The sequence below is a fragment of the Pseudomonas sp. D47 genome, from assembly GCF_045447305.1.
Classification (GTDB): Bacteria; Pseudomonadota; Gammaproteobacteria; order Pseudomonadales; family Pseudomonadaceae; genus Aquipseudomonas.
On record NZ_JBJGXU010000001.1, the window covers coordinates 356,948 to 383,210 of the forward strand.

At 60.9% G+C, this 26,263-nt stretch carries 25 protein-coding genes; 9 read left to right on the top strand and 16 right to left on the bottom strand.

Annotated elements, in window-relative coordinates; all coding sequences use genetic code 11:
- Window positions 1-14: 14 nt before the first annotated feature.
- A complete protein-coding gene (ppk1, locus tag ACI77I_RS01660; protein ID WP_094948775.1) occupies window positions 15-2,237 on the bottom strand; it encodes a polyphosphate kinase 1 in 2,223 nt (740 codons plus the stop codon).
- Window positions 2,238-2,255: 18 nt separating this feature from the next.
- Complete coding sequence (gene hemB, locus ACI77I_RS01665) at window positions 2,256-3,269, bottom strand: porphobilinogen synthase (RefSeq protein WP_406996848.1); 1,014 nt, start codon at window positions 3,267-3,269, stop codon at window positions 2,256-2,258.
- 208 nt (window positions 3,270-3,477) lie between these two features.
- Between hemB and ACI77I_RS01670 the strand changes: the two genes are divergently transcribed.
- Complete coding sequence (locus ACI77I_RS01670; RefSeq protein ID WP_406996934.1) at window positions 3,478-4,113, top strand: DedA family protein; 636 nt, start codon at window positions 3,478-3,480, stop codon at window positions 4,111-4,113.
- Here ACI77I_RS01670 and ACI77I_RS01675 read toward each other — a convergent pair.
- A complete protein-coding gene (locus ACI77I_RS01675) occupies window positions 4,094-5,329 on the bottom strand; it encodes a sterol desaturase family protein (RefSeq protein ID WP_094948773.1) in 1,236 nt (411 codons plus the stop codon). The genes ACI77I_RS01670 and ACI77I_RS01675 overlap by 20 nt on opposite strands.
- Before the next feature lie 116 nt (window positions 5,330-5,445).
- Here ACI77I_RS01675 and elbB point away from each other — a divergent pair, with 116 nt between their 5' ends.
- Window positions 5,446-6,111: an isoprenoid biosynthesis glyoxalase ElbB gene (elbB, locus tag ACI77I_RS01680; RefSeq protein ID WP_094948772.1), complete on the top strand. Its 666-nt coding sequence runs from the start codon at window positions 5,446-5,448 to the stop codon at window positions 6,109-6,111.
- Window positions 6,112-6,231: 120 nt separating this feature from the next.
- Here elbB and ACI77I_RS01685 read toward each other — a convergent pair whose 3' ends face one another.
- Window positions 6,232-6,687, bottom strand: a complete 456-nt coding sequence (locus tag ACI77I_RS01685) for a YaiI/YqxD family protein (protein WP_094948771.1) — start codon at window positions 6,685-6,687, stop codon at window positions 6,232-6,234.
- 2 nt (window positions 6,688-6,689) lie between these two features.
- Window positions 6,690-8,585: an FTR1 family protein gene (locus ACI77I_RS01690; RefSeq protein ID WP_406996849.1), complete on the bottom strand. Its 1,896-nt coding sequence runs from the start codon at window positions 8,583-8,585 to the stop codon at window positions 6,690-6,692.
- A 267-nt stretch (window positions 8,586-8,852) separates the two neighbouring features.
- Here ACI77I_RS01690 and ACI77I_RS01695 point away from each other — a divergent pair, with 267 nt between their 5' ends.
- Genes ACI77I_RS01695 through ACI77I_RS01710 form a run of 4 tightly spaced genes read left to right on the top strand, consistent with a single transcriptional unit; the run spans window position 8,853 to window position 11,996 of the window.
- Window positions 8,853-10,247, top strand: a complete 1,395-nt coding sequence (locus ACI77I_RS01695) for a COG3014 family protein (RefSeq protein WP_094948769.1) — start codon at window positions 8,853-8,855, stop codon at window positions 10,245-10,247.
- A 10-nt stretch (window positions 10,248-10,257) separates the two neighbouring features.
- Window positions 10,258-10,629, top strand: coding sequence for a YcfL family protein (locus ACI77I_RS01700; RefSeq protein ID WP_406996850.1), 372 nt, complete (start codon window positions 10,258-10,260; stop codon window positions 10,627-10,629).
- A 35-nt stretch (window positions 10,630-10,664) separates the two neighbouring features.
- Window positions 10,665-11,252, top strand: a complete 588-nt coding sequence (gene lpoB / locus ACI77I_RS01705) for a penicillin-binding protein activator LpoB (RefSeq protein ID WP_094948768.1) — start codon at window positions 10,665-10,667, stop codon at window positions 11,250-11,252.
- Between the two features lie 3 nt (window positions 11,253-11,255).
- Window positions 11,256-11,996 carry a penicillin-binding protein activator LpoB gene (locus ACI77I_RS01710; RefSeq protein ID WP_406996851.1) on the top strand — a complete coding sequence of 247 codons (741 nt, stop codon included), beginning with the start codon at window positions 11,256-11,258 and terminating at the stop codon, window positions 11,994-11,996.
- A 138-nt stretch (window positions 11,997-12,134) separates the two neighbouring features.
- On the opposite strand, the gene ACI77I_RS01715 is transcribed toward ACI77I_RS01710, so the two are convergent.
- The 3 genes from ACI77I_RS01715 to ACI77I_RS01725 form a co-directional block, all read right to left on the bottom strand.
- Window positions 12,135-12,767, bottom strand: a complete 633-nt coding sequence (locus tag ACI77I_RS01715) for a LysE family transporter (RefSeq protein WP_094948766.1) — start codon at window positions 12,765-12,767, stop codon at window positions 12,135-12,137.
- A gap of 89 nt (window positions 12,768-12,856) precedes the next feature.
- Window positions 12,857-13,429, bottom strand: a complete 573-nt coding sequence (locus ACI77I_RS01720; RefSeq protein WP_094948765.1) for a mechanosensitive ion channel family protein — start codon at window positions 13,427-13,429, stop codon at window positions 12,857-12,859.
- The gene (locus ACI77I_RS01725) at window positions 13,429-15,339 is read right to left on the bottom strand and encodes an ATP-binding cassette domain-containing protein (protein WP_242153433.1); all 1,911 of its coding nucleotides are present in this window, start codon (window positions 15,337-15,339) and stop codon (window positions 13,429-13,431) included. Before ACI77I_RS01725 ends, ACI77I_RS01720 begins: the two co-directional genes overlap by 1 nt.
- A 50-nt stretch (window positions 15,340-15,389) precedes the next feature.
- Here ACI77I_RS01725 and ACI77I_RS01730 point away from each other — a divergent pair, with 50 nt between their 5' ends.
- On the top strand, window positions 15,390-15,854 hold the full coding sequence (locus tag ACI77I_RS01730; RefSeq protein ID WP_406996852.1) for a TIGR02444 family protein: 465 nt from the start codon (window positions 15,390-15,392) through the stop codon (window positions 15,852-15,854).
- Here ACI77I_RS01730 and ACI77I_RS01735 read toward each other — a convergent pair.
- Window positions 15,851-17,041 (bottom strand): AlgP family protein, encoded by a 1,191-nt coding sequence (locus tag ACI77I_RS01735; RefSeq protein ID WP_406996853.1) that lies wholly within the window; start codon window positions 17,039-17,041, stop codon window positions 15,851-15,853. The genes ACI77I_RS01730 and ACI77I_RS01735 overlap by 4 nt on opposite strands.
- A gap of 192 nt (window positions 17,042-17,233) precedes the next feature.
- Here ACI77I_RS01735 and ACI77I_RS01740 point away from each other — a divergent pair, with 192 nt between their 5' ends.
- Complete coding sequence (locus tag ACI77I_RS01740; RefSeq protein WP_094948761.1) at window positions 17,234-17,911, top strand: FKBP-type peptidyl-prolyl cis-trans isomerase; 678 nt, start codon at window positions 17,234-17,236, stop codon at window positions 17,909-17,911.
- 52 nt (window positions 17,912-17,963) lie between these two features.
- On the opposite strand, the gene rsd is transcribed toward ACI77I_RS01740, so the two are convergent.
- The 7 genes from rsd to ACI77I_RS01775 all read right to left on the bottom strand — a co-directional run bounded on the left by rsd (window position 17,964) and on the right by ACI77I_RS01775 (window position 24,362).
- Window positions 17,964-18,422, bottom strand: coding sequence for a sigma D regulator (gene rsd / locus ACI77I_RS01745; RefSeq protein WP_094948760.1), 459 nt, complete (start codon window positions 18,420-18,422; stop codon window positions 17,964-17,966).
- Window positions 18,423-18,629: 207 nt separating this feature from the next.
- Window positions 18,630-19,151: a disulfide bond formation protein B gene (locus tag ACI77I_RS01750; protein ID WP_094948759.1), complete on the bottom strand. Its 522-nt coding sequence runs from the start codon at window positions 19,149-19,151 to the stop codon at window positions 18,630-18,632.
- A 236-nt stretch (window positions 19,152-19,387) separates the two neighbouring features.
- Entirely contained in the window at window positions 19,388-20,629 is a 1,242-nt protein-coding gene (locus tag ACI77I_RS01755; protein WP_094948758.1) for a heme biosynthesis protein HemY, read from the bottom strand.
- A 5-nt stretch (window positions 20,630-20,634) separates the two neighbouring features.
- A complete protein-coding gene (locus ACI77I_RS01760) occupies window positions 20,635-21,750 on the bottom strand; it encodes a uroporphyrinogen-III C-methyltransferase (protein WP_094948757.1) in 1,116 nt (371 codons plus the stop codon).
- A gap of 39 nt (window positions 21,751-21,789) precedes the next feature.
- Window positions 21,790-22,539, bottom strand: coding sequence for a uroporphyrinogen-III synthase (locus tag ACI77I_RS01765; RefSeq protein ID WP_094948756.1), 750 nt, complete (start codon window positions 22,537-22,539; stop codon window positions 21,790-21,792).
- A complete protein-coding gene (hemC, locus tag ACI77I_RS01770) occupies window positions 22,536-23,477 on the bottom strand; it encodes a hydroxymethylbilane synthase (RefSeq protein ID WP_094948755.1) in 942 nt (313 codons plus the stop codon). Before hemC ends, ACI77I_RS01765 begins: the two co-directional genes overlap by 4 nt.
- A 138-nt stretch (window positions 23,478-23,615) precedes the next feature.
- A complete protein-coding gene (locus ACI77I_RS01775) occupies window positions 23,616-24,362 on the bottom strand; it encodes a LytTR family DNA-binding domain-containing protein (protein ID WP_094948754.1) in 747 nt (248 codons plus the stop codon).
- Window positions 24,363-24,865: 503 nt separating this feature from the next.
- Here ACI77I_RS01775 and argH point away from each other — a divergent pair.
- Window positions 24,866-26,260, top strand: a complete 1,395-nt coding sequence (gene argH, locus ACI77I_RS01780) for an argininosuccinate lyase (protein ID WP_406996854.1) — start codon at window positions 24,866-24,868, stop codon at window positions 26,258-26,260.
- Window positions 26,261-26,263: the final 3 nt, after the last annotated feature.

Sequence of the window (26,263 nt, forward strand, 5' to 3'; positions counted from 1 at the left end):
TGCCAAGTACAGCCTTAATTCACCACAAGAATCGGGCTACCCAGCTTCTCCAGCAACGTCGCCTGCGCACTGCGCGGGTTCTGGTTGCCGGTCGGGGTGTTACGCACGTAACGGCCGTCCGATTGCAGGCTCCAGCTGTGGGTGTTGTCGGTCAGGTAGCTTTCCAGCTCTTTCTTGACGCGCATGATCAGCTTCTTGCCTTCCACCGGGAAGCACGTCTCCACCCGCTTATCGAGGTTGCGCTCCATCCAGTCGGCACTGGAGAGGAACATCTGCTCTTCGCCGCCGTTGAGGAAGTAGAACACCCGCGTGTGCTCCAGGAAGCGGCCGATGATCGAGCGCACATGGATGTTATGCGACACGCCGACAATGCCTGGGCGCAGGCAGCACATGCCGCGCACCACCAGGTCGATGCGCACACCGGACTGGCTGGCCTTGTACAGCGCGCGGATGATCTTCGGATCGGTCAGCGAGTTGAACTTGGCAATGATGTGCGCCGGTTTGCCGTCGAGGGCGAACTGGGTTTCGCGGGCAATCATGTCGAGCATGCCCTTCTTGAGCGTGAACGGCGCGTGCAGCAGCTTCTTCATGCGCAAGGTCTTGCCCATGCCGATCAACTGGCTGAACAACTTGCCGACGTCTTCACACAAGGCATCGTCGGAGGTCAACAGGCTGTAGTCGGTGTAGAGCTTGGCGTTACCGGCGTGGTAGTTACCGGTACCCAAGTGCGCGTAACGCACGATCTCACCGGCTTCGCGACGCAGGATCAGCATCATCTTGGCGTGGGTCTTGAAGCCGACCACGCCGTAGATCACCACCGCACCGGCTGCCTGCAGGCGGCTGGCCAATTGCAGGTTGGACTCTTCGTCAAACCGCGCACGCAACTCGATCACCGCGGTGACTTCCTTACCGTTACGCGCGGCGTCTACCAGCGCATCGACGATTTCTGAGTTGGCGCCGGAGCGGTACAGGGTCTGGCGCACGGCCAATACATGCGGGTCTTTGGCGGCCTGGCGCAGCAGGTCGACCACCGGGGTAAAGGACTCGAAGGGGTGCAACAGCAGAATGTCCTGCTTGCTCACCACGCTGAAGATGTTCTCGCTGTTTTGCAGCAGTTTCGGAATCTGCGGCGTGAACGGCGTGTATTGCAGTTCCGGGTGGCTGTCCAGGCTGGTAATGCTGAACAGGCGCGTCAGGTTCACCGGGCCATTGACCTGGTACAACTCGGACTCAGCCAGGTTGAACTGCTTGAGCAGGTAGTCGGACAGGTGTTTAGGGCAGGTATCGGCCACTTCCAGGCGCACTGCGTCACCGTAGCGGCGCGAGAACAGCTCACCGCGCAGGGCGCGGGCCAAGTCTTCGACGTCTTCGGAGTCCAGTGCCAAGTCGGCGTTACGGGTCAGGCGGAACTGGTAGCAGCCTTTTACCTTCATGCCCTGGAACAGGTCATCGGCATGCGCATGGATCATCGACGACAGGAATACATAGTTGTCGCCAGCGCCACCCACCTCTTCCGGTACCTTGATGATCCGTGGCAACAGCCGCGGCGCCGGGATGATCGCCAGGCCCGAGTCGCGACCGAAGGCGTCAATGCCTTCCAGCTCGACGATGAAGTTCAGGCTCTTGTTTACCAGCAGCGGGAACGGGTGTGTCGGGTCGAGGCCGATCGGGGTGATGATCGGTGAAATCTCGTCACGGAAGTAACGGCGCACCCAGGTCTTGATCTTGGTGGTCCAGTGGCGACGACGGATGAAGCGGACCTGATGTTTTTCCAGCTCCGGCAGCAGGATGTCGTTGAGGATCGCGTATTGGCGGTCTACATGGCCGTGCACCAGCTCGCTGATGCGCGCCAGGGCTTGATGCGGCTGCAGGCCGTCGGCGCCGGCTTGTTCGCGGGCGAAGGTAATTTGCTTCTTGAGGCCGGCGACACGGATCTCGAAGAACTCGTCCAGGTTGCTGGAGAAGATCAGCAAGAATTTCAGCCGCTCCAGCAGCGGATAGGACTCATCCAGCGCCTGCTCGAGCACGCGAATGTTGAATTGCAGTTGTGACAGCTCGCGGTGGATGTACAGGCTGCTGTCATCCAGGTTGGTCACCGCGACCACCGGGGCTGGCGCCGGGGCTTCGGCCACTACCGCAGGCGCTGCGGGCTCCAGCTCCGGCGGGGTCTCGGTGACTTGTTCCACCACCGGGTGAGCGTCTTTTACGGCAACTTCTGAGAGTCCTTCGGTATTCATCGAGTGTTCCTGTGAGGGCTATTGTTGCTCTCTAAGCAATTGGGCAGCGCGGGCGGCGAAGTAGGTCAGGATGCCATCAGCGCCAGCACGTTTAAAGGCAGTCAGGGATTCGAGGATCACCCCTTCACTCAACCAACCATTCTGGATCGCGGCCATGTGCATGGCGTATTCACCGCTGACCTGATAGACAAAGGTCGGCACCTTGAATTCCTCTTTGACCCGATAAAGGATGTCCAGGTAAGGCATCCCAGGCTTGACCATCACCATGTCGGCACCTTCGGCCAGGTCGGCCGCCACTTCGTGCAGGGCTTCATGGCTGTTGGCCGGGTCCATCTGGTACGAGGCCTTGTTAGCCTTGCCCAGGTTCAGCGCCGAGCCCACCGCATCGCGGAACGGGCCGTAATAGGCGCTGGCGTACTTGGCCGAGTAGGCCATGATCCGTACGTTAACGTAACCGGCCAGCTCCAGGGCTTCGCGAATCGCCTGGATGCGGCCATCCATCATGTCCGACGGCGCGACGATCTGGGCGCCTGCGGCTGCGTGGGACAACGCCTGTTTAACCAGCGCATCGACGGTAATGTCGTTTTGAACATAGCCGTCTTCGTCAAGAATGCCATCTTGGCCGTGGGTGGTGAACGGGTCCAGCGCCACGTCGGTGATCACCCCCAGTTCCGGGAAACGCTCGCGCAAGGCGCGGGTGGCGCGCTGAGCGATACCTTGCGGGTTCCAGGCTTGCGCAGCATCAAGCGACTTGAGTTCAGACGGCGTCACCGGAAACAGCGCAACCGCCGGGATCCCCAGTTCGACCCAGTTCGCCGCCTCGATCAGCAACTGATCAATGGTCAAACGCTCCACACTCGGCATCGACGCCACTGCTTCCCGACGATTTTCACCGTCCAGCACAAACACCGGCAGGATCAGATCATTCGTCGTCAGCACGTTTTCACGGACCAGGCGGCGAGAAAAATCATCACGACGGTTACGGCGCAGGCGGGTGGCAGGGAACAGGCGATTGGCAGGGGTAAAGCTCACGACAGACTCCTGAGCCCGCGTTTACGGGCGAGCGTTGCAGTTATAAGCGGCCATTATGACGAAGGAATGACAGTTGTGCTTATCGATGCGACCTGTAGTCGCATTCGTCGTTTATGTAGGAATTGTTCACTTCGTGACACATCTCGATACTTTCATGAATGTTCACGAAGGCGTAGGCTGCGCGTTCATTTCGCCAGCACCCCAGACCATGCTTCAACAATTTCTGCATGACTTCGGCTACTTTGCGCTCTTCTTGGGCACGTTCTTTGAAGGCGAGACCATCCTGGTTCTCGCAGGCTTCTTGGCGTTCCGTGGATACATGGACATCAATCTGGTCGTGGTCGTTGCCTTTTGTGGCAGCTACGCCGGCGACCAGCTGTGGTACTTCATGGGGCGCAAGCACGGCCGCAAACTGCTGGCGCGCAAGCCGCGCTGGCAATTGATGGGCGACAAAGCGCTGGAACATATCCGTAAGCATCCGGACATCTGGGTGCTGAGCTTCAGGTTCGTCTATGGTCTGCGCACCGTCATGCCTGTGGCGATTGGCTTGTCCGGTTACCCGCCTTTGCGCTATTTGGTGCTGAACGGCATTGGCGCAGCGGTGTGGGCGGCAGCGCTTGGCGCTGCGGCGTACCATTTTGGCGCGGTATTGGAAGGCATGCTGGGCAGCATCAAGAAATATGAGCTGTGGGTGTTGGGCGCGCTACTGCTGCTGGGCTTAGGCCTGTGGCTGCGTCGCCGCTTCAAGAACGCACGCATTGCCCGCCAGGCCTGCGAAGATGCAAAAGCCCGGCTCGCCGCCGAGCCCGCCGCGGTCGAGGCGCCTAAGACGCCAATCGAGTAAGCCGGTCTCTGCAACAGTAGAGGCCGATCACGCTGAGCAAGCTGTAACTCACCAGGCCCAGCCAGCCTAAGTTGCTGGCCGGCCACAGCCCGACCGCCGGCGCCAGCCACACCAGCGGCACATTCAGCCCCAGGCGCACCAGCTCAGCCTTTAGCGCCCAAGGGCGGTTCTCCAGGGCCACGCCCAGCGTAAACAACCCCAACGCCATCGCACTCCAGCCCAGGATCAGCGCCGCCGTAGACAGCCCTTCGCCAAAATTCATCAGATAACTGCCAAACCCCACATACGCTGCAAATTGCAGGGCGATGTAGACCTGCTGGCGCGCGTCCAACGGCACTTCGAATTTGCGGAACTGGCTCAAGTCAGGCTTAGCCAGCGGGTATTTGGCTTTAACGTCTGCCGGGCGCCAGCCGGTGCGCATGAACCAGATGCGCAGCTTGTCCCACCCGCTCTCGGTACGTCGTGCGTCACTCCATAACTGCGCATAAAACTGCAGGTTGGCCCACAGCGGGTTCCAACTGGCTAAAGGCGTGGTGACGCCAAAGATCACCGGTTCGTTATCGTCTTCTTCCTGGAAACTGCCGAACAGGCGGTCCCAAATAATGAACACCCCGCCGTAGTTGCGATCCATGTAGAGAGCGTTCTGTGCATGGTGGGCCCGATGATTGGACGGTGTGACGAAGAACCACTCGAACCAGCCGAGCTTGGGCACATGGCGGGTGTGCACCCAGAATTGATACAGCAGATTGAGCGACGCCACGCTGATAAACACCACCAGCGGCACGCCCACCACGGCCAGAGGCAAGTAGAAGATCCAGCTCAGCAGAAAGCCGGTGCTGGTCTGGCGCAAAGCGGTGGTCAGGTTGTAGTCCTCACTCTGGTGATGCACCGAGTGCGCGGCCCACAGAATATTGCGCTCATGGCCGCAGCGATGCAGCCAGTAGTAGCAGAAGTCGTAGAAGACGAAGGCGAACACCCAGGTCCACACGCTCTGGGCAGGCAGTTCGATCAGTGCCAGGTGCTTGAGGGCGAACGCGTAGGTCAGCAGGCCCACGCCTTTGGTCAGCAGCCCCGTGGTGGTCGAGAGCACGCCGGTGCTGAGGCTGTTGATGGCGTCCGCCACCCGGTAGTTGCGCTCGCCGCGCCAGTGGTCGGCGAGCAGCTCAACCACGATCAAGGCGATGAAAAACGGTACCGCGTAAGGCACGAAGTCCATGGGCTAGTCCGGTCTATTTTTGTTACATCAAGATTAGGTGTAGCGGAGCAAGATCCCATTGGCAACAGGTGACAAATTAGTAGACATTTAACGCCATGAAATAGGGAGAAATACTCATGAGCAAAAAAGTTGCAGTGATCCTTTCCGGCTGTGGCGTGTACGACGGTGCAGAGATACACGAAAGCGTCATCACCTTGCTGCGCCTGGACCAGCGTGGTGCCCAGGTTCAATGCTTTGCGCCGGATATCGCTCAACACCACGTGATCAACCACCTCACCGGCGAGGAAATGCCTGAGTCGCGCAATGTGCTGGTCGAATCGGCGCGCATCGCCCGGGGTGACGTGAAGGACATCCGTGAGGCCAGCGCCGAAGACTTCGATGCGCTGATCGTGCCCGGCGGGTTTGGCGCGGCGAAGAACCTGTCGAACTTTGCCGTGGAAGGCGCCGGTTGCAGCGTCAACCCGCAGGTGCTGGCGCTGGCTGAAGCGTTTGCTGAAGCGGGCAAGCCGGTGGGGCTGATCTGTATCTCGCCAGCACTCGCCGCGAAGATCTACGGCCCCGGCGTCACCTGCACCATCGGCAATTGCGCCGACACCGCCGCTGCCCTGGACAAGATGGGCGCCACCCACCAGGAATGCGGGGTTGAGGATATTGTCGAGGACAAGGCACGCAAACTGGTGAGCACCCCGGCCTACATGCTCGGCAAGAGCATCAGTGAAGTGGCGTCAGGCATCAACAAACTGGTGGATCGGGTGTTGGAATTGACCCACGAGAATGATTGATCGGGTCGCCGAACACTTATGTTGTGGCTAGCGGGCTTGCCACGAAAAGCCCGCTCCCCGCAACAAGCCTTGCTCGCCACAACAAACCCGTCAGCCACAAAAAGCCCTGCTCACAAGAGGTCAGGCCTGGCGCATCAACTTGGTCAGTATCCTGTCCAGCGCATTGGCAAACGCCTGCTTGTCCTTTTCCCCATGGGGCGGTGGGCCGCCGCCCATCTGGCCCTGCTCACGCAGATCGGTAAACAGGTTACGCACTGCCAGCCGTTCGCTCATGTTGGCCGGGCTGAATTCCTTACCGCGTGGGTCGAGGGCCGTCACGCCCTTCTTCACCAGGCGGTCGGCCAGGGGCACGTCGCTGCAGATCACCAACTCCCCAGGCACCGCGTGCTCCACCAGGTAGTCATCCGCCGCATCTGGGCCGCTGGGCACCACAATCAGCTTTACACAGGCGAAACTCGGCTTGATCTGGCTCTGCCCCGCCACCAGCACCACCTCGAACTCGCGCTTGAGGGCGAACTTCACCACTTGGTCCTTGGCCGCCCGTGGGCAGGCATCGGCATCGATCCATACGCGCATGGTTAGGCCGCCACGCGGCGTTTTTCAGTCAGGCGGCTGCGGCCGTACAGCACCACAATCGCCAGGATCGCCACCGCCTGCGCACTCAATGAGTAGGCATCGGCGTGGATGCCCAGCCAGTCGAAGTCAAAGAACGCCACCGGCCGCGTGCCGAAAATGCCCGCCTCCTGCAACGCTTTGACGCCATGCCCGGCGAACACCACCGACAAGGCACACAGCAGCGCCGCGTTGATGCCAAAGAACAACGCCAATGGCAGCTTCGCCGAACCGCGCAGGATTACCCACGCCAGGCCCACCAGCAACACCAGCGCCGTGGCGCCGCCCGCCAGTACCGCGTTGTGCCCGGCGGGGCCGGCTTGCAGCCACAGGGTTTCGTAGAACAGGATCACTTCGAACAACTCGCGGTACACCGAGAAGAACGCCAGCACCGCAAAGCCAAATCGCCCGCCGCCGCCCACCAGGCTGCTCTTGATGTAATCCTGCCAAGCCGCTGCGTGGCGTCGGTCGTGCATCCACACGCCCAGCCACAACACCATCACGCTGGCGAACAACGCCGTACAGCCTTCAAGCAATTCGCGCTGGGCGCCGCTGACGTCAATCACATACGCCGCCAATGCCCAGGTCGCCAGGCCGGCCAACAGCGCCAGGCCCCAGCCGACGTTCACGCTGCGCACCGCCGACTGTTGGCCGGTGTTACGCAGGAACGCCAGGATCGCCGCCAGCACCAGAATCGCTTCCAGGCCTTCACGCAACAGGATCAGCAAGCCGGAGATGTAGCTCAACGACCAGCTCAAGCCATCGCTGCCCAGCAAGCCGGCAGATTCGGTGAGTTTGCCCTTGGCCACGTCCAGGCGCTGTTGCACCTGCTCGATCGGCAGGCCGTCCTGCAACGACTGCCGGTAGGCCATCAGGGCTTTCTCGGTGTCCTTGCGCACGTTGGCATTGACGTTATCCAGCGAGCTTTCCACCAGCTCGAAGCCTTCCAGGTACGCGGCCACCGACAAGTCGTAAGCTTGCTCGTGATCACCATTACGGAACGCGACGAGGCTCTTGTCCAGTGTGCTGGCGGTGTAATCGAGCAACTGCGCCGGGCCACGCTTGACCTGCGGCGGTTGCGCGCGCTGGGCGCGGAACGTCGCGGCCGCGCCCGGACCACTGGCCGCCAGCACTTCATTGGGGGTCTGGCGGGCCAGGTCGGCCAAGTTGAACGGTTGTTCGCTTTTGGCCGCGGCCGGATCAGCCGTGAAGCCGGCGATGTAGGTTGCCAAGTCCCAGCGCTGACGGTCGTCCAACTGATCGGCGAAGGACGGCATGTCGGTGCCTTCAACGCCCAGGCCGAGCGTGTTGTAGATCGCATAGAGGCTGAGGCGATCAAGGCGCACGGCATCGCGCAGGTTAGCGGGCGGCGGCGTCATGCCTGTGGACGCTGGGCCATCACCCGCGCCCGCAGTGCCGTGGCATACCGAGCAATGCTGGGCATAGAGCGGTGCGCCACGCGTGGGGTCTGGCGTGATCGCCGGCGCCTGGCTGACTTCATACGCCACCGCGAGTTTGGCGCCCAACTGACGGGCTTGGCGGGCGACTGTCGCGCCATCCTGATGAGCGGTTACAGCCGCTAACAATTCGTCGACGCCCTTGACCAGCTCCGCGCGCTCCGGCCTTTGCGGCAGTTCAGCCACCAAGCCCTGCAAAACGCCGAGAAACTCTAGCTGTTCGCGGTATTCAGACTCATCGATAACCTTGCCCGCCTCCACCGTCGGTGGGTAGTCAGCACCAATGTAATCCAGCAGATGCAGGGCTTGCGGGGCGCCTTCGGCAGTCGCAGCCAGCAGGTTGAAGCTGCACGACATCAACACCGGCAACAGCAGCCAGGCGAGAAAACGGTAGGGGGCAGTCATGAATGAATCTCAAGTGGAAATGCGAAGTAACACATTGTTTATCGTTAAAAGGTTTGACTCAAGGCGTTAATGATTTCTCGTCGGAAGGGATGCGTTATTTCGAGATACCAGCGATGGCATTTGTCGATTACATCACAGCAAAAAGCCATTGTTTTGCCACTCGCGGCGCCTATAATGCCGCGCCCTGTTATTGCGAAAGGGAATTTATTTCCTCGTTCTTATGAGGAACTAGCACATCGGCTGATGACTTTCAGGGAAGACGTTTACATGGCATTTCGCGCCTTGACCCCACTCGCACTCGCGGCGGTTACCTTGTTATCCGGTTGTACGATGTTTCGCAGCTACGACACCGAGCTGCAAGCCACCAACCAACAGCTGGCCACCGGCAATGTCGACGGCGCCCTGACCCTGTTGGAAAAGAACAACACCGGCGAAGACAAGGACCTGCTCTATTTCTTTGAAAAGGGCGAGCTGTTACGGGCCAAAGGCGACCTCACCGGTAGCCAGACCGCCTGGCGCAGCGCCGACCTGCAAGTCTACAAGTGGGAAGAGTCGGTCAAGTTCGACAGCGAGAAGTACCTCGCCCAGTTCGGCAGCTTCATGGTCAACGACAAAGTGCGTCGCTACGAGGGTTATGACTACGAAAAGGTCATGCTGACCACCCAGATGGCCTTGAACCTGCTGGCTTTGAACGACTTCGATGGTGCCCGCACCGAGATCAAGAAGACCCACGAGCGCGAAGCGGTCATCGCCGACTTGCGCGACAAGGAATACCTCAAGCGCGAAAACGAAGCCGAGCGCCAGGGCGTCACTACCCAGATCAAAGACCTGCGCGGCTACCCGATAGAAGCACTGGATGCGCCGGAAGTGGTCGGCCTGAAAAACAGCTACCAGAGTGCGTTCAGCCATTACCTGGCGGGCTTTGTCTACGAAGCCCTGGGCGAAAGAGACCTGGCGGCGCCCGGCTATCGCAAGGCCGCCGAGCTGCGCCCCAATACGCCGCTGCTGGAGCAAGCGTTGCTGAACCTGGACAAATCCAAGGTCGGTGCCGACGAGACCGACGTGCTGATTGTGGTCCAGAGCGGCCTGGCACCGGCGCGTGACTCGATTCGCCTGCCACTGCCGATCCCGATCGACGGCCGCCTGGTGATCACGCCGCTGTCGTTCCCGGTGATCAAGGCTGACAACTCCACGGCGACCTTTGCCCAGATCGGCGTCGACGGCAAGCAACAGAACCTCACCGCACTCAACAGCACCACCGCCATGTCGCGCCGCGCCCTGCGTGACGACATGCCGGGGATCATCCTGCGCACCACCGTGCGTGCAGTCAGCCGTGGCATTGCGCAAAACAACCTGAACAAGGCCAACCCCATGGCAGGTCTGGTACTGGGCATCGCCTCGGCCGTGACCGAAGGGGCCGACACCCGCACCTGGCGCACGCTGCCGGACATGACCCAAGTGACGCGCCTGCGCCTCAAGCACGGTGACCATCAGGTCAGCCTGCCCAACGCCCTAGGCGGCACGCTGGTGACGGTCAAGGCCGATCAGCGCTACCAAGTGATCACCCTGCGCGTGGTCGGCAACCAAGTATTCGCCGGCGGCCTCGCGGCCCGTGTAGTGCCGAGCACTTCCACTCAAGCCATCGCCCTCAAACAACCTTAAGGAGCACGCTATGCGTCATTTCACCCTCGGCGCCCTGGCGCTGGTCCTGCTCGCCGGCTGCGCCACCCCGCCGCCGCCGGAGCCTGGCAGCGCCGCCAGCAAAATCGTGGTGATGGGCAAATTCAAGGGCATCGCCGTCGGCGCCATTCGTGTGGCCCGTGAAAACGGCTTCCTCACCGCCAAAGTGCAGTTGAGCAACATCACCAGCAGCAACCAGATGATGTACTACCGCTTCGCCTGGCTGGGTGCCGATGGCTTCCCGGTAGGCGATGAAGAAACCTGGAAAGTGCTGAACCTTTACGCCAACCAGGCAACCTTCCTGCCGGCCATCGCTAACCTGCCCCAGGCCGCGGACTTCCGTCTTGAAGTGAAAACCCCTTGAGCCGCTGCTCTATCAGAATTCAGAGAGATTTCCCCATGTTTGCACGCTTCTCGATCATCGCCGTCGTCGCCCTTCTGGCCAGCGGTTGCTCCAACACCTCGCCGGTACTCGGCGGCAAGAACATCAGCTACGGCGACACCAAGGCTGTGGAACTGGTGACCAACGAGTTCGGTTCCACCGACCTGCAGATGATCGCCGAAAGCATGACCCGCTCCCTGGCTCAGTCCGGCATCCTGCAAGGCCGCCCGGTGGTGCAGGTGTATGACGTGAAGAACAAGACCAGCGAGTACATCGACACCCGCGAGATCACCACGTCGATCAAGACCCAACTGATGAAGACCGGCACCGCCCGCTTCGCCAGCGATAACACCGACATGCAAAGCCAGGTCGACCAGCTCAAGTTGCAGAACCAGAGCGGCTTGTACAAGAAATCCACGGTCAGCAAGACCGGCAACATGGTCGCCGCCAAGTACCGCCTGGAAGGCTCCATCAGCTCCATCGTCAAACGCAGCTCGGACTACAAGGACGTGTTCTACAAGTTCAGCCTGCAACTGATCGACGTCGAGAGCGGCCTGGCCGAATGGATGGACGAAAAAGAAATCCGCAAAACCACGGAGCGCTAAGCAATGCGTGCATGGATCGGCATGATCGGCCTGCTGTGCGCCTTTGGCGCCTCGGCCGCCCCGAAGATCGCGGTGACCGACCTTGCCTACGAGGCGCGGGTCGAGGAATACATCCACGCGGTTTCGGCCAGCAATAACTTCCAAGCCAGCGCGTATAACGCCAGCGGTGCGTCGAGCTACAGCGAGTACGAAAGCCGCACCAGCTACATCGAACAGACCGAGCTGCGTAAATTCAGCGGTGATATCAAGGGCGAGATTCTCAAGTCGCGCCAGTTCCAGCTGGTGCAGGGCACGCCTTACACCGCCGATGCCAAGGGTGACGTGTATGACGTGATCAAGCGCATCAAGGCCGGCAACTTCAAGGGCGCGGACTACGTGTTGTTCGGCACCCTGTCAGACATCGACTTCACCCAGGACATCAACGCCCTGGACCACACCAATAGCTATTCGGCCGTGCTCGGCCTGACGCTGGTGGCGGATTTCAGCCTGATCAACACGCGCACCTTTGAGATCACCTCGGCGTTTACCGCCATGGGTGAAGGCCAGGACACGAAGCTGGTGAACAGCCGCGATGTTCGCGTGAGCTTGAACCGGCCGCGCGTGGTGAAGGAAGTGTCGAAAGCCTTGGGTGAGGATGTGGCACGGCAGTTGGCGGAGCAATTGAGCGGCGGGTATCAAGACCCGGGCAAGCCTGCGCTGCGCAATAACCTGCCAAGGGATGAGGCGCCGAAGATTCTGCGCTGAGCCGCGACTTCACAAGCAACACAAATCAAATGTGGGAGCTGGCTTGACTGCGATGCAGACACCTTGGTGTATCAGTTACACCAAGGTGCTGCTATCGCAAGCAAGCCAGCTCCCACATTTTTAATCTGGTTTCGTCAGTTACGCCGTTGCGCGATGCAAGCTGGCGAGAAAGCCAGCAGCGCCAACAAACAACCCGGCAAACGTGCGGTTCATGCGCTTTTGCTGCTTAGGCGTGCGCAACATGCGCAAGACTTTCGACGCCAGCCCCGTATAGCCTGCCATCACGATCATATCGACGCTGATCATGGTCGCGCCCAGGATCAGGTACTGGATCAGCAGCGGCGCCTGCGGGTTCACGAATTGCGGCAGCACCGCCAGCATGAACACCAGGGCCTTGGGGTTGCTGGCGTTGACCAGGAACCCACGGAACATCATCGCCATTGGCTTGCCGATTGGGCGAATCGCCGCGTCCTCGCTCATGTCCATGGGCAAGGCTCGCCATTGCTTGATCGCCAGGTACACCAAGTAGCCCACGCCAAACCATTTGATCGCATAAAACGCGGTGGAAGACGCCGCCAGAATGGCACCCAGGCCGCCCGCGACCACGGCAATCTGCATCGCCAGGCCCAATTGCAGGCCAATGGCATTCCAGTAACCGCGCAGGAAACCGTATTGCAGGCCGCTTGACATCGAAGCGATGGCACCGGCGCCAGGGGAAAGGGAAATGATCCAACTGGCCACGAAAAAGGCCAGCCATGTGTCGAGTGCCATTACACACCTCAGGGAGAGAGTTAGCGGTTGTACCTAAAGCTAACTCCGCCGACCAAAGGCTGGCTATCTATTTTTGATGGGGCTGGCTGCTAGCGGTCGCCCGGAAACACATGAGTGCCAGGCCAGCGCCGCACCGAGCGCTGGAAGAACAGGCTGTTGGGCACTTGCACCATTGCGCTGTCGGTGCCCGCTTCTTCGACTTCGATCAGCGTGGTGTAGAGCAGATTGATCGCAACGACCCGGCCTTTGACGCCCGGCTTGTCGACGGTATCCACCAGCTCGACGATGTCACCGAGGCGGAACGGCCCGACAGTAAAGATCAAGATCGCGCACAACAGGTTGGACAGCACCGACCACATGGCGAAGAACGCCACGGCAGCCACCGCGACAAACCCCGACAGCGCCGTCCACAACACCGTGGCGGACACACCGAGGCGGCCCAGCACGAAGATCAGCGCGCTGCCCATGATCAGCCAGCGCAAGCCTCCGCGCAGCGGCATCAGCAGTTGCGGCGGGAACGGATAACGCTCACCCAGACGGGTGAGGCCTTTGGCGACGAAGCGTTGGGCAAGGTAGCCGGCCAGCAGGATCAGCAGGATTTGCACGCCGACCCAGGCAGGTTCGACCCACTGCGTCGGCAACGGCAATTGCAGCGCTTCCATCAGGACAGCGCCTCCAGCTCCGCTTGCAGGCTTTCGAGCAGTTCGAGGGCTTCCATCCAGGTTTCCTCCAACTGACCTTCACGCACCTTGAGCTTGGCCTGTTCGGCGAGCAGGTCGCGCAGTTCGTCCTTGCGCGCCGCCTCGTACACGGCGCTGTCACCCAGGCTGGCTTCGATCTTGGCCAGGCGCTCGTGCACCTTGCCCAGTTCGGCTTCCAGCTTGTCGGCTTCGCGCTTGTGCGGTGCCAACTGCTGGCGCAGTGCGGCGGCAGCCTGGCGCTGGGCTTTCTTGTCAGTCTTGTCCGGGTTGACCGGCGTATTGCTGGCCGGCGCGTTGCGCAGGCGGTATTCCGTCAGCCAACGTGCGTAGTCGTCCAGGTCACCGTCGAACTCTTCGACTTTGCCGTCAGCCACCAGCAGGAAGTTGTCGGTGGTGCTCTTGAGCAAGTGGCGATCGTGAGAGACCACCAGCACCGCACCACTGAACTCCTGCAAGGCCATGGTCAGCGCCAGGCGCATTTCCAGGTCCAAGTGGTTAGTGGGTTCGTCAAGCAGCAACAGGTTCGGACGGTCCCAGGCGATCAATGCCAGGGCGAGTCGGGCCTTTTCGCCACCGGAGAAATTCAGCACCGGCTCATCAATGCGCGCGCCACGGAAGTCGAAGCCGCCGAGGAAGTCGCGCAGGGTTTGCTCGCGCTCGGTCGGCGCCAGGCGTTGCAGGTGCAGCAGCGGGCTGGCCTTGGCATCGAGGGAGTCCAGCTGATGCTGGGCAAAGTAGCCCACCACCAGGTTCTCACCACGGGTCAGGCGGCCAGCCAGGGGCTGCAATTCACCCGACAGGTTCTTGATCAGCGTCGACTTGCCCGCACCGTTAGGGCCGAGCAAACCGATGCGCGCGCCCGGCGTAAGCTGAAGTTTGACCTTCTCCAGGATGGTTTTGTCGCCATAACCCAGGCGTGCATCCGAAAGATCCAGCAACGGACTGGAGATTTTCACCGACTCGCGGAAGACAAAGTCGAACGGCGAATCGACGTGGGCCGCCGACAGCTCTTCCATGCGCTCCAACGCCTTGATCCGGCTCTGGGCCTGACGGGCCTTGGTGGCCTGGGCCTTGAACCGGGCGATGTAGCTTTCCATGTGCGCACGTTGCGCCTGCTGCTTCTCGAAAGCCTGTTGCTGCTGGGCCAGGCGCTCGGCGCGCGCACGTTCGAACGCAGTGTAGCCGCCACGGTACAGAGTGATTTTCTTCTGTTCGACGTGGGCGATGTTGTCGACCACGGCGTCGAGGAAATCCCGGTCGTGGGAAATCAGCAGCAAAGTGCCCGGGTAGCTCTTGAGGAAATCTTCCAGCCACAGGATCGCATCAAGGTCCAAGTGGTTGGTCGGTTCGTCGAGCAGCAACAAGTCCGAGGGGCACATCAGCGCCTGGGCCAGGTTCAGGCGCATGCGCCAGCCACCGGAGAAGTCGGCAACCGGGCGATCCATCTGCTCGTTGGTAAAACCAAGGCCGGCAAGCATCTTGCGGGCGCGGGCGTCGGCGGTGTAGCCGTCGGCACTGTCGAGTTCCGAGTGCAGGCGGGCCTGGGCGGCGCCGTCCTGGGCTTTCTCGGCCTCGGCCAGGTCGTGTTGCACCTGACGCAGGCGCTGGTCGCCATCGAGCACGTAGTCGACCGCGATACGGTCCAGGGTGTCGATCTCCTGGCGCATATGGGCGATGCGCCAGTCGGCCGGCAGCAGGCAGTCCCCGGAATCTGGGGTCAGCTCACCCAGCAACAGAGCGAACAACGTGGATTTGCCGGCGCCGTTGGCACCGATCAGGCCGGCTTTGTGACCGGCGTGCAGGGTCAGCTCGGCGTCTTCAAGAAGACGTTGCGGGCCACGCTGTAATGTTAGGCTTTGAAGTCGGATCATAATGGCGGCGGAGTCTACCAGCTTCGTTGGCCGCTGGCTTGGGTGTGAATATGTGCGCTGACCTGTGGAGCTTTGCCCTCTCGATTTACGCCCGCCCGGGCGTCGAAGCCGCTTGCCTGCGTTTACAGGCCAAAGGCGCGGATGTGTGCCTGCTGCTCTGTGGCGCGTGGCTGGAGCAACGCGGCGTGGCGTCGACATCCGAACGCATGCAGGCGCTGCAGGACATTGCGCGGCCGTGGCAGAAAGAAGTGGTCGAACCGTTACGACAGGTGCGCGTGCAGTGGCGAGCCATGGCGCAGCAGGATGAGCCATTGGCGGCGTTACGCGAACGGGTCAAAGCCCTGGAGCAGGAGGCGGAACGGGAGTTGCTGACGCGGCTGGAGACGCTAACGCAAGCATGGCCGATCGGAGAAAGCGAGGATCACCAAGGATGGCTTGAAGGCTTGGCGACCGAAGCCGCCAACCTTGACCACGACGCGCTGCAATCGCTGCGCGCCATGGCCACCGGCACTTAGGAAGCGCTGGTTGGGGTGGTGCTTGGCGCTACCGGTGCAGGGGTGCTGCTGGCCGATGCGGTTGGCGCGGTGGACGCAGCCGGGGTAGCAGCCGGGGCTGCTGGCTTGGCCGGTGCAGGCTTTGCAGCAGCAGGTTTTGCGGCTGCTTTTGCAACTGCTGGCTTTGCAGCTGGTTTTGCAACTGCTGGCTTAGCGGCTGGTTTGGCAGCAGCAGGTTTGGCAGCCGGCTTAACGGCTGGCTTCGCAGCAGCAGGTTTGGCAGCTGGCTTGGCGGCTGGTTTCGCAGCAGCAGTTTTGGCTACTGGCTTGGCGGCTAGTTTCGCAGCAGCAGGTTTGGCTACTGGCTTGGCGGCCGGTTTAGCAGCAGCAGTTTTGGCAACTGGCTTGGCGGCCGGTTTTGCAGCAGCAGTTTTGGCAACTGGCTTGGCGGCCGGTTTTGCAGCAGCAGTTTTAGCAGCTGGCTTGGCAGCTGGTTTCGCAGCAGCAGTTTTGGCAGCTGGCTTGGCGGCCGGTTTCGCAGCAGCAGCTTTGGCAGCTGGCTTGGCGGTCGGTTTCGCAGCAGCAGTTTTGGCGGCTGGCTTAGCGGCTGGTTTTGCAGCAGCGGTTTTGGCAGCTGGCTTAGCGGCCGGTTTCGCAGCAGCAGTTTTGGCGGCTGGCTTAGCGGCTGGTTTTGCAGCAGCGGTTTTGGCAGCTGGCTTAGCGGCTGGTTTTGCAGCAGCAGTTTTTTTAGCCGCTGGCTTGACCGCAGTCTTAGCCGAAGCCTTCGACGCAACAGCTTTTGCCGGAGTACGAGCGCCCAGCACTTTAGCCACAGCTTCTTTCACTCGACCAACGCCCTGGGCCAGCTTCAAGCTTTCCTGAGCATCGCGTTTGAGTTGGGAAATGTAGGTACGGGTTTCAGCTTGGCGATCCTTGAGAGCGTCCAGCAGGTCCTCAAGTTCTTTGACCGCGCCTTTGGCTTTGGCTTGAGCCTTGGCCTTGCCGGCAGTGGCGGCGTCTTGCAGTTTGGTGCGGGACTTGTGCAGCTTTTCTTGCGCTTTACCGCGTTGTTTTTCCAGTTTGGCGAGCAGTTTTTCTGCATCGGCCAAGGCCTGGGAACACGCGCTTTCCAGATGTTCGAGCAAGCTGCCCGAAAGTTGTTGGAGCAAATGCAACGGGGTATTTACAGGCTTCTGTTTGGCCGACATGGTTTACCTCCTGGCTGACGTGGGTGCGGCTCATACTAGCCCTCTGCTCTTACCGCCGCTAGGGCATGTTGACAGTATCGTTTGCCTTGCGTTGCACCGTGCGAAAAATCTTATCGATATAACGAAAATCCACGGCACTTTTTGCGCACTCACACTGGCATAATCCGTCGCACTTTCGGCGGGAGAATGCTCATGTCGCGTTACCTTTTTTTAGTGCTTGGCTTGGCGGTTTTTGCAGCCAATGCGGGTGAGCAATCGCCGCCCAAAACCACTGCCCAAGACCCACACGATCTTGCCTACAGCCTGGGGGCGAGCCTCGGCGAACGCTTGCGCCAGGAAGTCCCCGACCTGCAGATCCAGGCCCTCGTCGACGGCCTCAAGCAAGCCTACCAAGGCAAACCACTGGCGCTGGACAACGCACGCATCGAGCAGATCCTGGCCCAGCACGAAGCACAAAGCGCAGCCGACGCCGAGGTGCCAAGCAGCGAAAAAGCACTCGCCGCTGAGCAGCAATTTTTAGCCAAGGAAAAAACCGCAAGCGGCGTACGCGAATTGGCAGATGGCATCCTGCTTACGGAACTCACACCCGGCAACGGCAGCAAACCGTTGGCCAGTGATGAGGTACAAGTGAAATACGTGGGTCGGTTACCCGATGGGACCGTCTTCGATAAGAGCACGCAGCCGCAGTGGTTTCGCCTGGACAGCGTGATCAGCGGCTGGAGCAGCGCCCTGCAACAAATGCCGGTAGGTGCGAAATGGCGCCTGGTGATTCCATCGGCGCAAGCCTATGGCGCCGACGGTGCAGGTGAGTTGATACCCGCGTATACGCCGCTGGTGTTCGAGATCGAATTGCTCGGTACCCGCCACTGACCCAATAAAAAACGGTGCGCCATGCGCACCGTTTTTTTCTCGCCGCGAAGGGTCAGGCCTGGGTGGCCGCCTCTTCCTTGTGGGCGTTGTGCAGCACTTCGATCAGGCAGTCTTCCAGTTCGAAACGCTCATGTAGCAACCCACCGAGCTCTTTGAATTTTTCCGCAACACATTTGCCGGCATCACACAGGTCGGTGAACGCCAGCAGCTTTTCCGTGATGACATCAATGCGTGGGTAAAGGGTCTCGGCCAATTCCAGACCGCGCTGATCATCAAAGGCTTCCGCCTCTTTGGTCAGTTGCTCGTAGACCCCGAAATGGCCGGCAGACACGTAGTCCACCAATACACCGCAAAAGTCTTGCAGCGGTTCGCGATTCTCAGCCAGTGCCTCGGGCTTGGCGCCGAGAGCATCAAAGGCTCGAACCAGTTCGTGACGTGCCTTCAACCAGCTGTCGATCAGCTTGTGCACCCCACCCCAGCGTTCCTGAGCATTCTGACAACTTTCCAGCATGATGATCTCTCTTCCCTATAGGGGGCGCTGCCGCTCTGTGCCCGCGCAACTCAAGGATAAAGCGGCAGCCGGACAAAGCCGCATCTGACAAACGGTTTCGATAATGCGTGCGGGCCAGATTATGCCCGCATGACTATCGCTTCAAGGTACGCAGGAGAGAAAGTTCATACAAGTGTTTAATCCCTTCCTACCCACTGCGACTTACTTTTACTGCGTTGCAAGGCCCAAGCGGCGGCCGAATAACAGTGGTGAAAACTGCATGATGCCCAGGATCAGCATCGCCACGAAGAACAACAGGCTCCACTCGGGAAGGCTCAAGTCAAACAGTGTCCAGTTGATCTCCACGCAATCAACGGTGCCTTTGACCGTCAATTGCAGGGCCTGCCATAACGACAGGTTTTCGATCATGTACTGCAAGCTCGGCCAGCAATCGGTGGCCTGCTCCGGCGCGGCATTTTGTAGCAGCACTTGCCGCACGGCAGTGATGGCGCCGAGCAATGCACACCCCATGCTGCCCATCGCATAAAAGTAGGCCGCAGAGCGCCGTGGGCTATGGAACGCAGCCATCAAATTGATCAGCGTGAAGGTTGCCAGAAAGATGCGTTGCATCTGGCACAGGAAACACGGACGGAGCAGCGCGCCATACTCAAGATAAAAAGACGCACCCAACGTCAGCGCACCAGCCATGAACGCCAGGAAAAACAAGGAGCGTGAAGGGGCCAAAGACATTGTTATCCGTACCGCAAGAGATAGGTCGTTACGGTAGAGGAAAGGCCCGACCCCTTTCAATACGCGCTAGAGCAGACAATTCCGCAAGAGCATGGGGATATGCCGCCAGAACATGGATGACTTCAAGCCGTCAGCAGTAGGAATTTACTACGCAGGGCTTTAGACCCAGCATTTGCACAGTGATGGAGGGCTGGCCCTCAGACGCTTCTGAGCCAACCTCCACCCTCTTTCCTACTTCAAACCCGTGCAGGAACGGGTAATGGTGCGGCCAACAGACGGCTGTCCAACAGGCCAAGCCCTTCTTGGAACAATTGGTTGCTACGCTCCGTGTCACCTAATTGGGCAAGCAGACGCGCCAGCTCAGCGCATGCCTCAGGATTGCGCTGCACCTGCAGGCTGTTTTCCAAGTAGTCCCGCGCCTTGCCCCACAAACTGGTTTGCAAACACAGGCGACCCAGGGTCAGCAGCAGGCTGGCATCACCCGGATGGTCCTTCAGCCAGCCTTCGGCAAATTTCAGTTGTCGAGCCGGGTCTGCGCCACGCAGCAAACCGTAAAGCCGGATCAGGTGGCTGTCGTAACCGCGCTTGATCGCGCCGCGCAGTACCTCCTCGGCCTTGGCATCGGCGCCCAATCGACGCAGCTGCTCAGCGTAAGCCAGCACCAGTTGTGGCTCCTGGCGCTGGGCGGAAGTCAGTTGCTCCCATGCCCGGTCCAAAGACTGTAAACCGGCCTCGCCCTGCTCTTCACGCTGGGCCGCCAGGCCAAGGTTTTCACCCCAGGCGCGACGCTCCAGCTCAGCTAATTCGCTGGCGGGAAGCACCTTGTCCTTGCGCAACTCCGGCAGCAGACGGATCACCGACGGCCAATCGCCCCGCTGCTGATGCAAGCGCTGCAACTGACGCAACACCTGCGGGTTATGCGGATGACGCTCGTGCATCGCTTGCAGGGTGACCAGCGCACCTTCAGTGTCGCCGCGGTCCATCTGCAATTGCGCATGACTCAAGGCGACCGCCAACTCCGCCTGGGGCTGACGCTCCAAGGCGCGCTCCAGCAAAGCGTCAGCCTCTTCATAGCGGCCCTGCTCATTGGCCGCACGCGCTGCGCCAAGGTAGTAGAGCAACGGTTGACGCTCGGCTTCGGCGGCACGGTGCAGGTGGCGTTCGGCGCTGGCCCAGCGGCCTTCGGCGAGGTCCATCTGGCCCTGTTCAATCGCGATCTGTACCCGACGGCTCCGGTTGCGCCGCGACCACGGGTTGACCACGCCACCGGAGGTGGTGAGCAAGCTCAGCAGCACGCGGATCAAGTAGATCACCAGAACCACTGCAAACACCGCCACCAGCGTGGCCCACAGGCTCGACTCGTAATGCAGCAGATGCGGGTAGGTAATCAGCACGTAACCGGTGTGTTTCGAAATACCCACAGCCAGTGCCAGGGCGATTGCAATCGCCAGCACCAAAATCACATAGAAGCGCTTCATCGGCTCTACTCCTTGGTCGCCGGCGTGCCCGCCGACGCCTTGGCTTCATCGGCAGACAGATGACGGCGTTCAAGATAGGCCTGCACGGCGGCCAGGCTTGCAGCCAGGTCCGGCGTGACCACAGAGACGGCCTTGGGCTCAAGCTCGGCAATCCGCGCCAGCATCGCCTTGCTCTGCGGGTTGTCCTGGTTGAAGTTGTCTTGCAGCACGCTGCGCGCCTCACCCAGGGAGCGGCTGTACACCGCCGTTTCACCGTTGAGCGCGGCCCATTGCGCTTGTTCAAGGGCCAGGCTCAGGGCCAGGCGCACTTGGTTCAGGCCCTGGCCGGCAAGCAACGGACGAATGTTGTCGTCAGGGTTGAAGTCGATGCGGAAGTAGCGAGAGATCTGCTCCCACCATTCACTCCAGCGGCTTTGCGTATCGGTGGTTGGGCGCCCTTGGGAGGCCGGTTCGGTGAGCTGGTATTGCGGGGCAATGGCCGCCAGTTGCACGACCTGATCACGCAGTGCCGCCAGTTGCAGGTACAGGCCGGTGCGGTCCGGCTGCTCGGTGCTGCGCAGCGCGGCGAGGCTCTTGGCCAACTGCTCACGCGCGGCATAGGAACCTGGGTCGCTCTGCTCGCGCAGAATTTCGTCGGCGCCCTGGACTAGCGACTGAGCACTGTTGATGTCTTGTAGTGCGGAAAGACGCAAGCTGGCCAGGCGGATCAGGTGCTCGGCCTCGGCCAGCCGCCAGTCCTGGCGGCTGGCACCCAGCACGGTTTCCAAGCGCTGGCTCAAGCGCTGCTGATCACCCTGCAACTGGGCGACCAGACGGCGACGCTCCTCCAGCTCATCCGCTGCGGGCAACTGTGCCAAGCGAGCGGCCAGCTGTTGTTGGCTCTGCTTGAGCGCCTGGGATTGGTCATCGAGGGTCTGCACCTGGCCCAGCTGTTGCTGGCTGCTGGCTTGCAGGGCGCGGACCTGCCAGATGCCCCAACCGCCGGCGGCAACACCTGCGGCGCCAAGCAACAGGGCTACGATTGCCAGACCATTGCCACGGCGTGGCGCGCTGACCGGTGACTCAACCGGCACATCAAGTGCGGGTTGGGCTTCATCTTTAGGCAAGGCTGTTTCGCTCACGTATCCGTCCTTTGCGTATCAGAGAGTGGGGCGGCGGCCTTATATGGCACAGCTGCGCAACGCCACTAACAAAGCCGCGGCACTCGCGCCGCGACAATCCACAACTTTTTCTGCGCCAGCGGCCCGCGCCATTTCATAGACCCGCGGGCTGGGCACGAACAACGGCAGCTGCGCTACCTCAGGCCAATCTTCGCCAGCCAAGGCTTGCAGGTGCAAAAAACCCTGCCCACTGCTGACCACCACGCCGTTCAAGCGTTCCAACTGGATGCGTTGCATCAACGCCCCCGGGTCGTAAGCTGGAAGGAAACGACGATACAACTCCAGATAGTCGACACTAGCACCTTGCTCGCGTAAACGCTCAGCCAGCAGCCCCCGCCCACCCTCGCCACGCAAGATCAGCACTCGGGCGTTTGGCTGTGCAATAGCCTCGCGCAAGGCCGGCAATGCAAGCAAGGCCTCGCTGTCGTCGCCGCTTGGCGGGTAGTGAACAGTCAGGCCGTGGTTGGCCAGTACCTGCGCGGTGGCCGCGCCGACGCTGAACCACGGCAACTGCGGCCAGGGCTGATCCAACAGTTGCAAGGCCAGTCGCGCAGCCGGTTTGCTGACCACAATGACCGCGTTATAACGGCCCAGGTCACGAAAAACCGCCTGCTGCTCAGCCGTTACCGGCAAGGCTTCGATGCCCAGCAATGGCAGGCTGCTGCTGAAAATACCGGCGTCGGACAACGTCGCGGCCAGGGCCAACGACTCCTCGGCAGGCCGCGTCAGCAGCACACGCCAGTCGGTCACTGCGGGCCGGCCTCGCCGTAGACTTTCTGCAGAATGGCGCCAGCGCCCTTCTCCAGCAGCTCTTCTGCCACCTGGATACCCAATGCGGTGGCATCGCGTTGCGGCCCGCGCACCTCGGCGGTGAGCAGCGTGCCACCTGCCGGGTCACCTACCAAGCCGCGCAACCAAAGGTTTTCGCCTTCGAGCACGGCGTAGCAGGCGATCGGCACCTGGCAGCCACCGTTGAGGTGTTTGTTCAGGGCGCGCTCGGCCGTCACACGGACTTCGGTGTCTTGATGATCCAGGGGTTTGAGCAGGGCGTGAATTTCGCTGTCGGCAGTGCGGCACTCGATGCCCACTGCGCCCTGGCCACCCGCAGGCAAGCTGTCTTCGACGCTGATGGCCGAGGTGATACGGTCTTCGAAACCCAGGCGAATCAAACCGGCCGCCGCGAGGATAATCGCGTCATATTCACCGGCATCCAGCTTGGCCAGGCGGGTGTTGACGTTGCCGCGCAGAAAACGGATTTGCAGGTCCGGGCGCCGGGTCAGCAACTGCGCCTGGCGACGCAGGCTCGAGGTGCCGACGATGCTGCCCAGGGGCAGTTCTTCCAGCGATGCGTAGGTGTTGGAAACAAAGGCGTCGCGCGGGTCTTCGCGCTCGCAGATGCAATACAGGCCCAGGCCTTCGGGGAAGTCCATCGGCACGTCTTTCATCGAATGCACGGCGATGTCGGCTTCGTTTTCCAGCAGCGCGGTTTCCAGTTCTTTGACGAACAAGCCCTTGCCGCCGATCTTCGACAATGGCGAGTCCAGCAGCTTGTCGCCGCGACTGACCATGGGCACCAGGGATACTTTCAGCCCCGGATGGGCCTGCTCAAGACGGGCTTTGACGTATTCGGCCTGCCACAAGGCCAAGGCGCTTTTACGGGTGGCGATGCGGATTTCGCGAGAGGACATGGATCAATCCGTACTGAATAGATACGGCAGATAATAACAGCTCAGGCAAATACGCTTTGATTTGAATCAGCAAGTGCGGGGCCTCCCTGGCCGCATCACACCGGGATAAAGTATGCAGACCGCGCCAAAGGCCTTGGGCTAAAGCTGCTGCATCATCTTGCGCACACCCGCGACGTGGCGTCGGCTGACGATCAAGGCGTCGCCGTTAAGCCCTTTCAGGAATAACTGAAAGTGCCCAAGAGGCGTGCGCTGCAGGCGTTCTATTCGCTCGCGGGCCACCAGCGCGTTGCGGTGGATGCGCACAAAGCGGTCGCCGAATTCATCCTCAAGGGCTTTGAGCGGCTCATCGAGCAAGACTTCGCCGTCCTCGTGACGCAGGGTCACGTACTTGTGGTCGGCAATAAAGTAAACCACCTGGTTCAGTGGAATCAGCTCGATACCTTTGCGCGTCCGCGCGCTGATATGGCTGCGCGGCCCATTACCACTCTGGGCTGCCGGCTGGGTCAGCGCGGCGAGTTGCACGCGGTTAGGGCGCTCGGCTTTTTTCAGGGCCTTGAGCAGCGCTTCGGCGGTCACCGGCTTGGCGACAAAGCTGACACCACTGTCTTCGAGCGTCTGTGCAGAAAACTCTTCTTGAGCTGCACACAACACCACGGCAGGCGGCGATTCTCGCTCGCTGAGGCGGGCGGCCACTTGCAGGCCATCAAGGCCCGGCAGGCGAATATCGAGCAAGACCACATCCGGCTTGAGGCTGTCGATCAGCGTCAACGCCTCCTCGCCGTTGGTGGCACTCGGTTCAAGGACTGTATAACCCTCGAGTTCACTGACCAGACGGCTCAGTCGCTCGCGGGCTTGGGGTTCGTCATCAACGATCAGGACATTCATATTGCGCTGGATTCCTGCGTGAGTCTCGCACAAGGATAGCGTAGACAGGTGCGGTGACTTGCGTCACAGCGATCCACGCTAAGACTAGTGCGAGCGGCAAAAAGTGCCCCGGCAGCGGCACCCATATTTACCCGGACCTGTTCAATTGCGCCCAAGACCTGCTGCCTTCGGGCATCGTCGTAGGGTTTGCTGATACACAATCCGAATACCCCCGTTTTTAAATGGCTAGTCAGGGATATGACCGCATCACCCGACTTTGGTGCATTCACGCTCTATCAGTGCAACTGTAGACGCTCGCTGAGACGATATTGCTCAATCGTCAAATATCGTTTCAATTAACGCCTCCCTCCAGTCTCTTCCCGGATGCGTTCGGCGGCAAGGCACTTAGCCATCCTTCGCACAAATAAAAATGCCGACCACCCGCAGCATCGCCTGCGCAGGCAACCCTGTTATTATCGGCGGCACACCTCCACGCCTCTTTTAAGCAGATCACGAGCGAATCCATGAGCACCGACAAGACCAACCAGTCCTGGGGCGGCCGCTTCAGTGAACCCGTCGACGCCTTCGTCGCGCGCTTCACCGCCTCCGTCACCTTCGACCAGCGCCTGTACCGCCACGACATCATGGGCTCGATCGCCCACGCCACGATGCTGGCCAAGGTCGGCGTGCTGACCGACGCCGAGCGCGACAGCATCATCGATGGCCTGACCACCATTCGCGGTGAGATCGAGGCCGGCACGTTCGACTGGCGCGTCGACCTGGAAGACGTGCACATGAACATCGAGGCCCGCCTCACCGATCGCATCGGTGTGACCGGCAAGAAACTGCACACCGGTCGCAGCCGTAACGACCAGGTAGCGACCGATATCCGCCTATGGCTGCGCGATGAAATCGACCTGATCCTGGCCGAAATCACCCGCCTGCAACAAGGTCTGCTGGAACAGGCCGAGCGTGAGTCCGGCACGATCATGCCCGGTTTCACCCACCTGCAAACTGCGCAGCCTGTGACCTTCGGCCATCACCTGCTGGCCTGGTTCGAAATGCTCAGCCGCGACTACGAGCGCCTGGTGGATTGCCGCAAGCGCGCCAACCGCATGCCGTTGGGCAGTGCCGCATTGGCCGGCACCACGTACCCGATCGACCGCGAGTACACCGCGCAGCTGCTGGGTTTTGACGCTGTGGGCGGCAACTCCCTGGACGGCGTGTCCGACCGTGACTTCGCCATCGAGTTCTGCGCCGCCGCCAGCATTGCGATGATGCACTTGTCGCGGTTCTCCGAAGAATTGGTGCTGTGGACCAGCGCGCAATTCCAGTTCATCGAGCTGCCGGACCGCTTCTGCACCGGCAGCTCGATCATGCCGCAAAAGAAAAACCCCGACGTGCCCGAACTGGTACGTGGCAAGAGCGGCCGCGTATTCGGCGCGCTGATGGGCCTGCTGACCTTGATGAAAGGCCAACCGCTGGCCTACAACAAGGACAACCAGGAAGACAAAGAGCCGCTGTTCGACGCCGCCGACACCCTGCGTGATTCGCTGCGTGCGTTTGCCGACATGATCCCGGCGATCAAGCCCAAGCACGCGATCATGCGTGAAGCGGCCTTGCGCGGGTTCTCTACCGCGACCGACCTGGCGGACTACCTTGTACGCTGCGGTCTGCCGTTCCGTGACTGCCACGAAATCGTCGGCCACACCGTGAAATACGGCGTGGACACCGGCAAGGACCTGGCGGAAATGAGCCTGGAAGAACTGCGCCAGTTCAGCGACCAGATCGAGCAGGACGTGTTTGCCGTGCTGACCCTGGAAGGTTCGGTGAATGCGCGCAATCACATCGGCGGCACTGCGCCGGCGCAGGTCAAGGCAGCCGTCGTGCGCGGCCGGGAACTGCTCGCCAGTCGCTAAAAG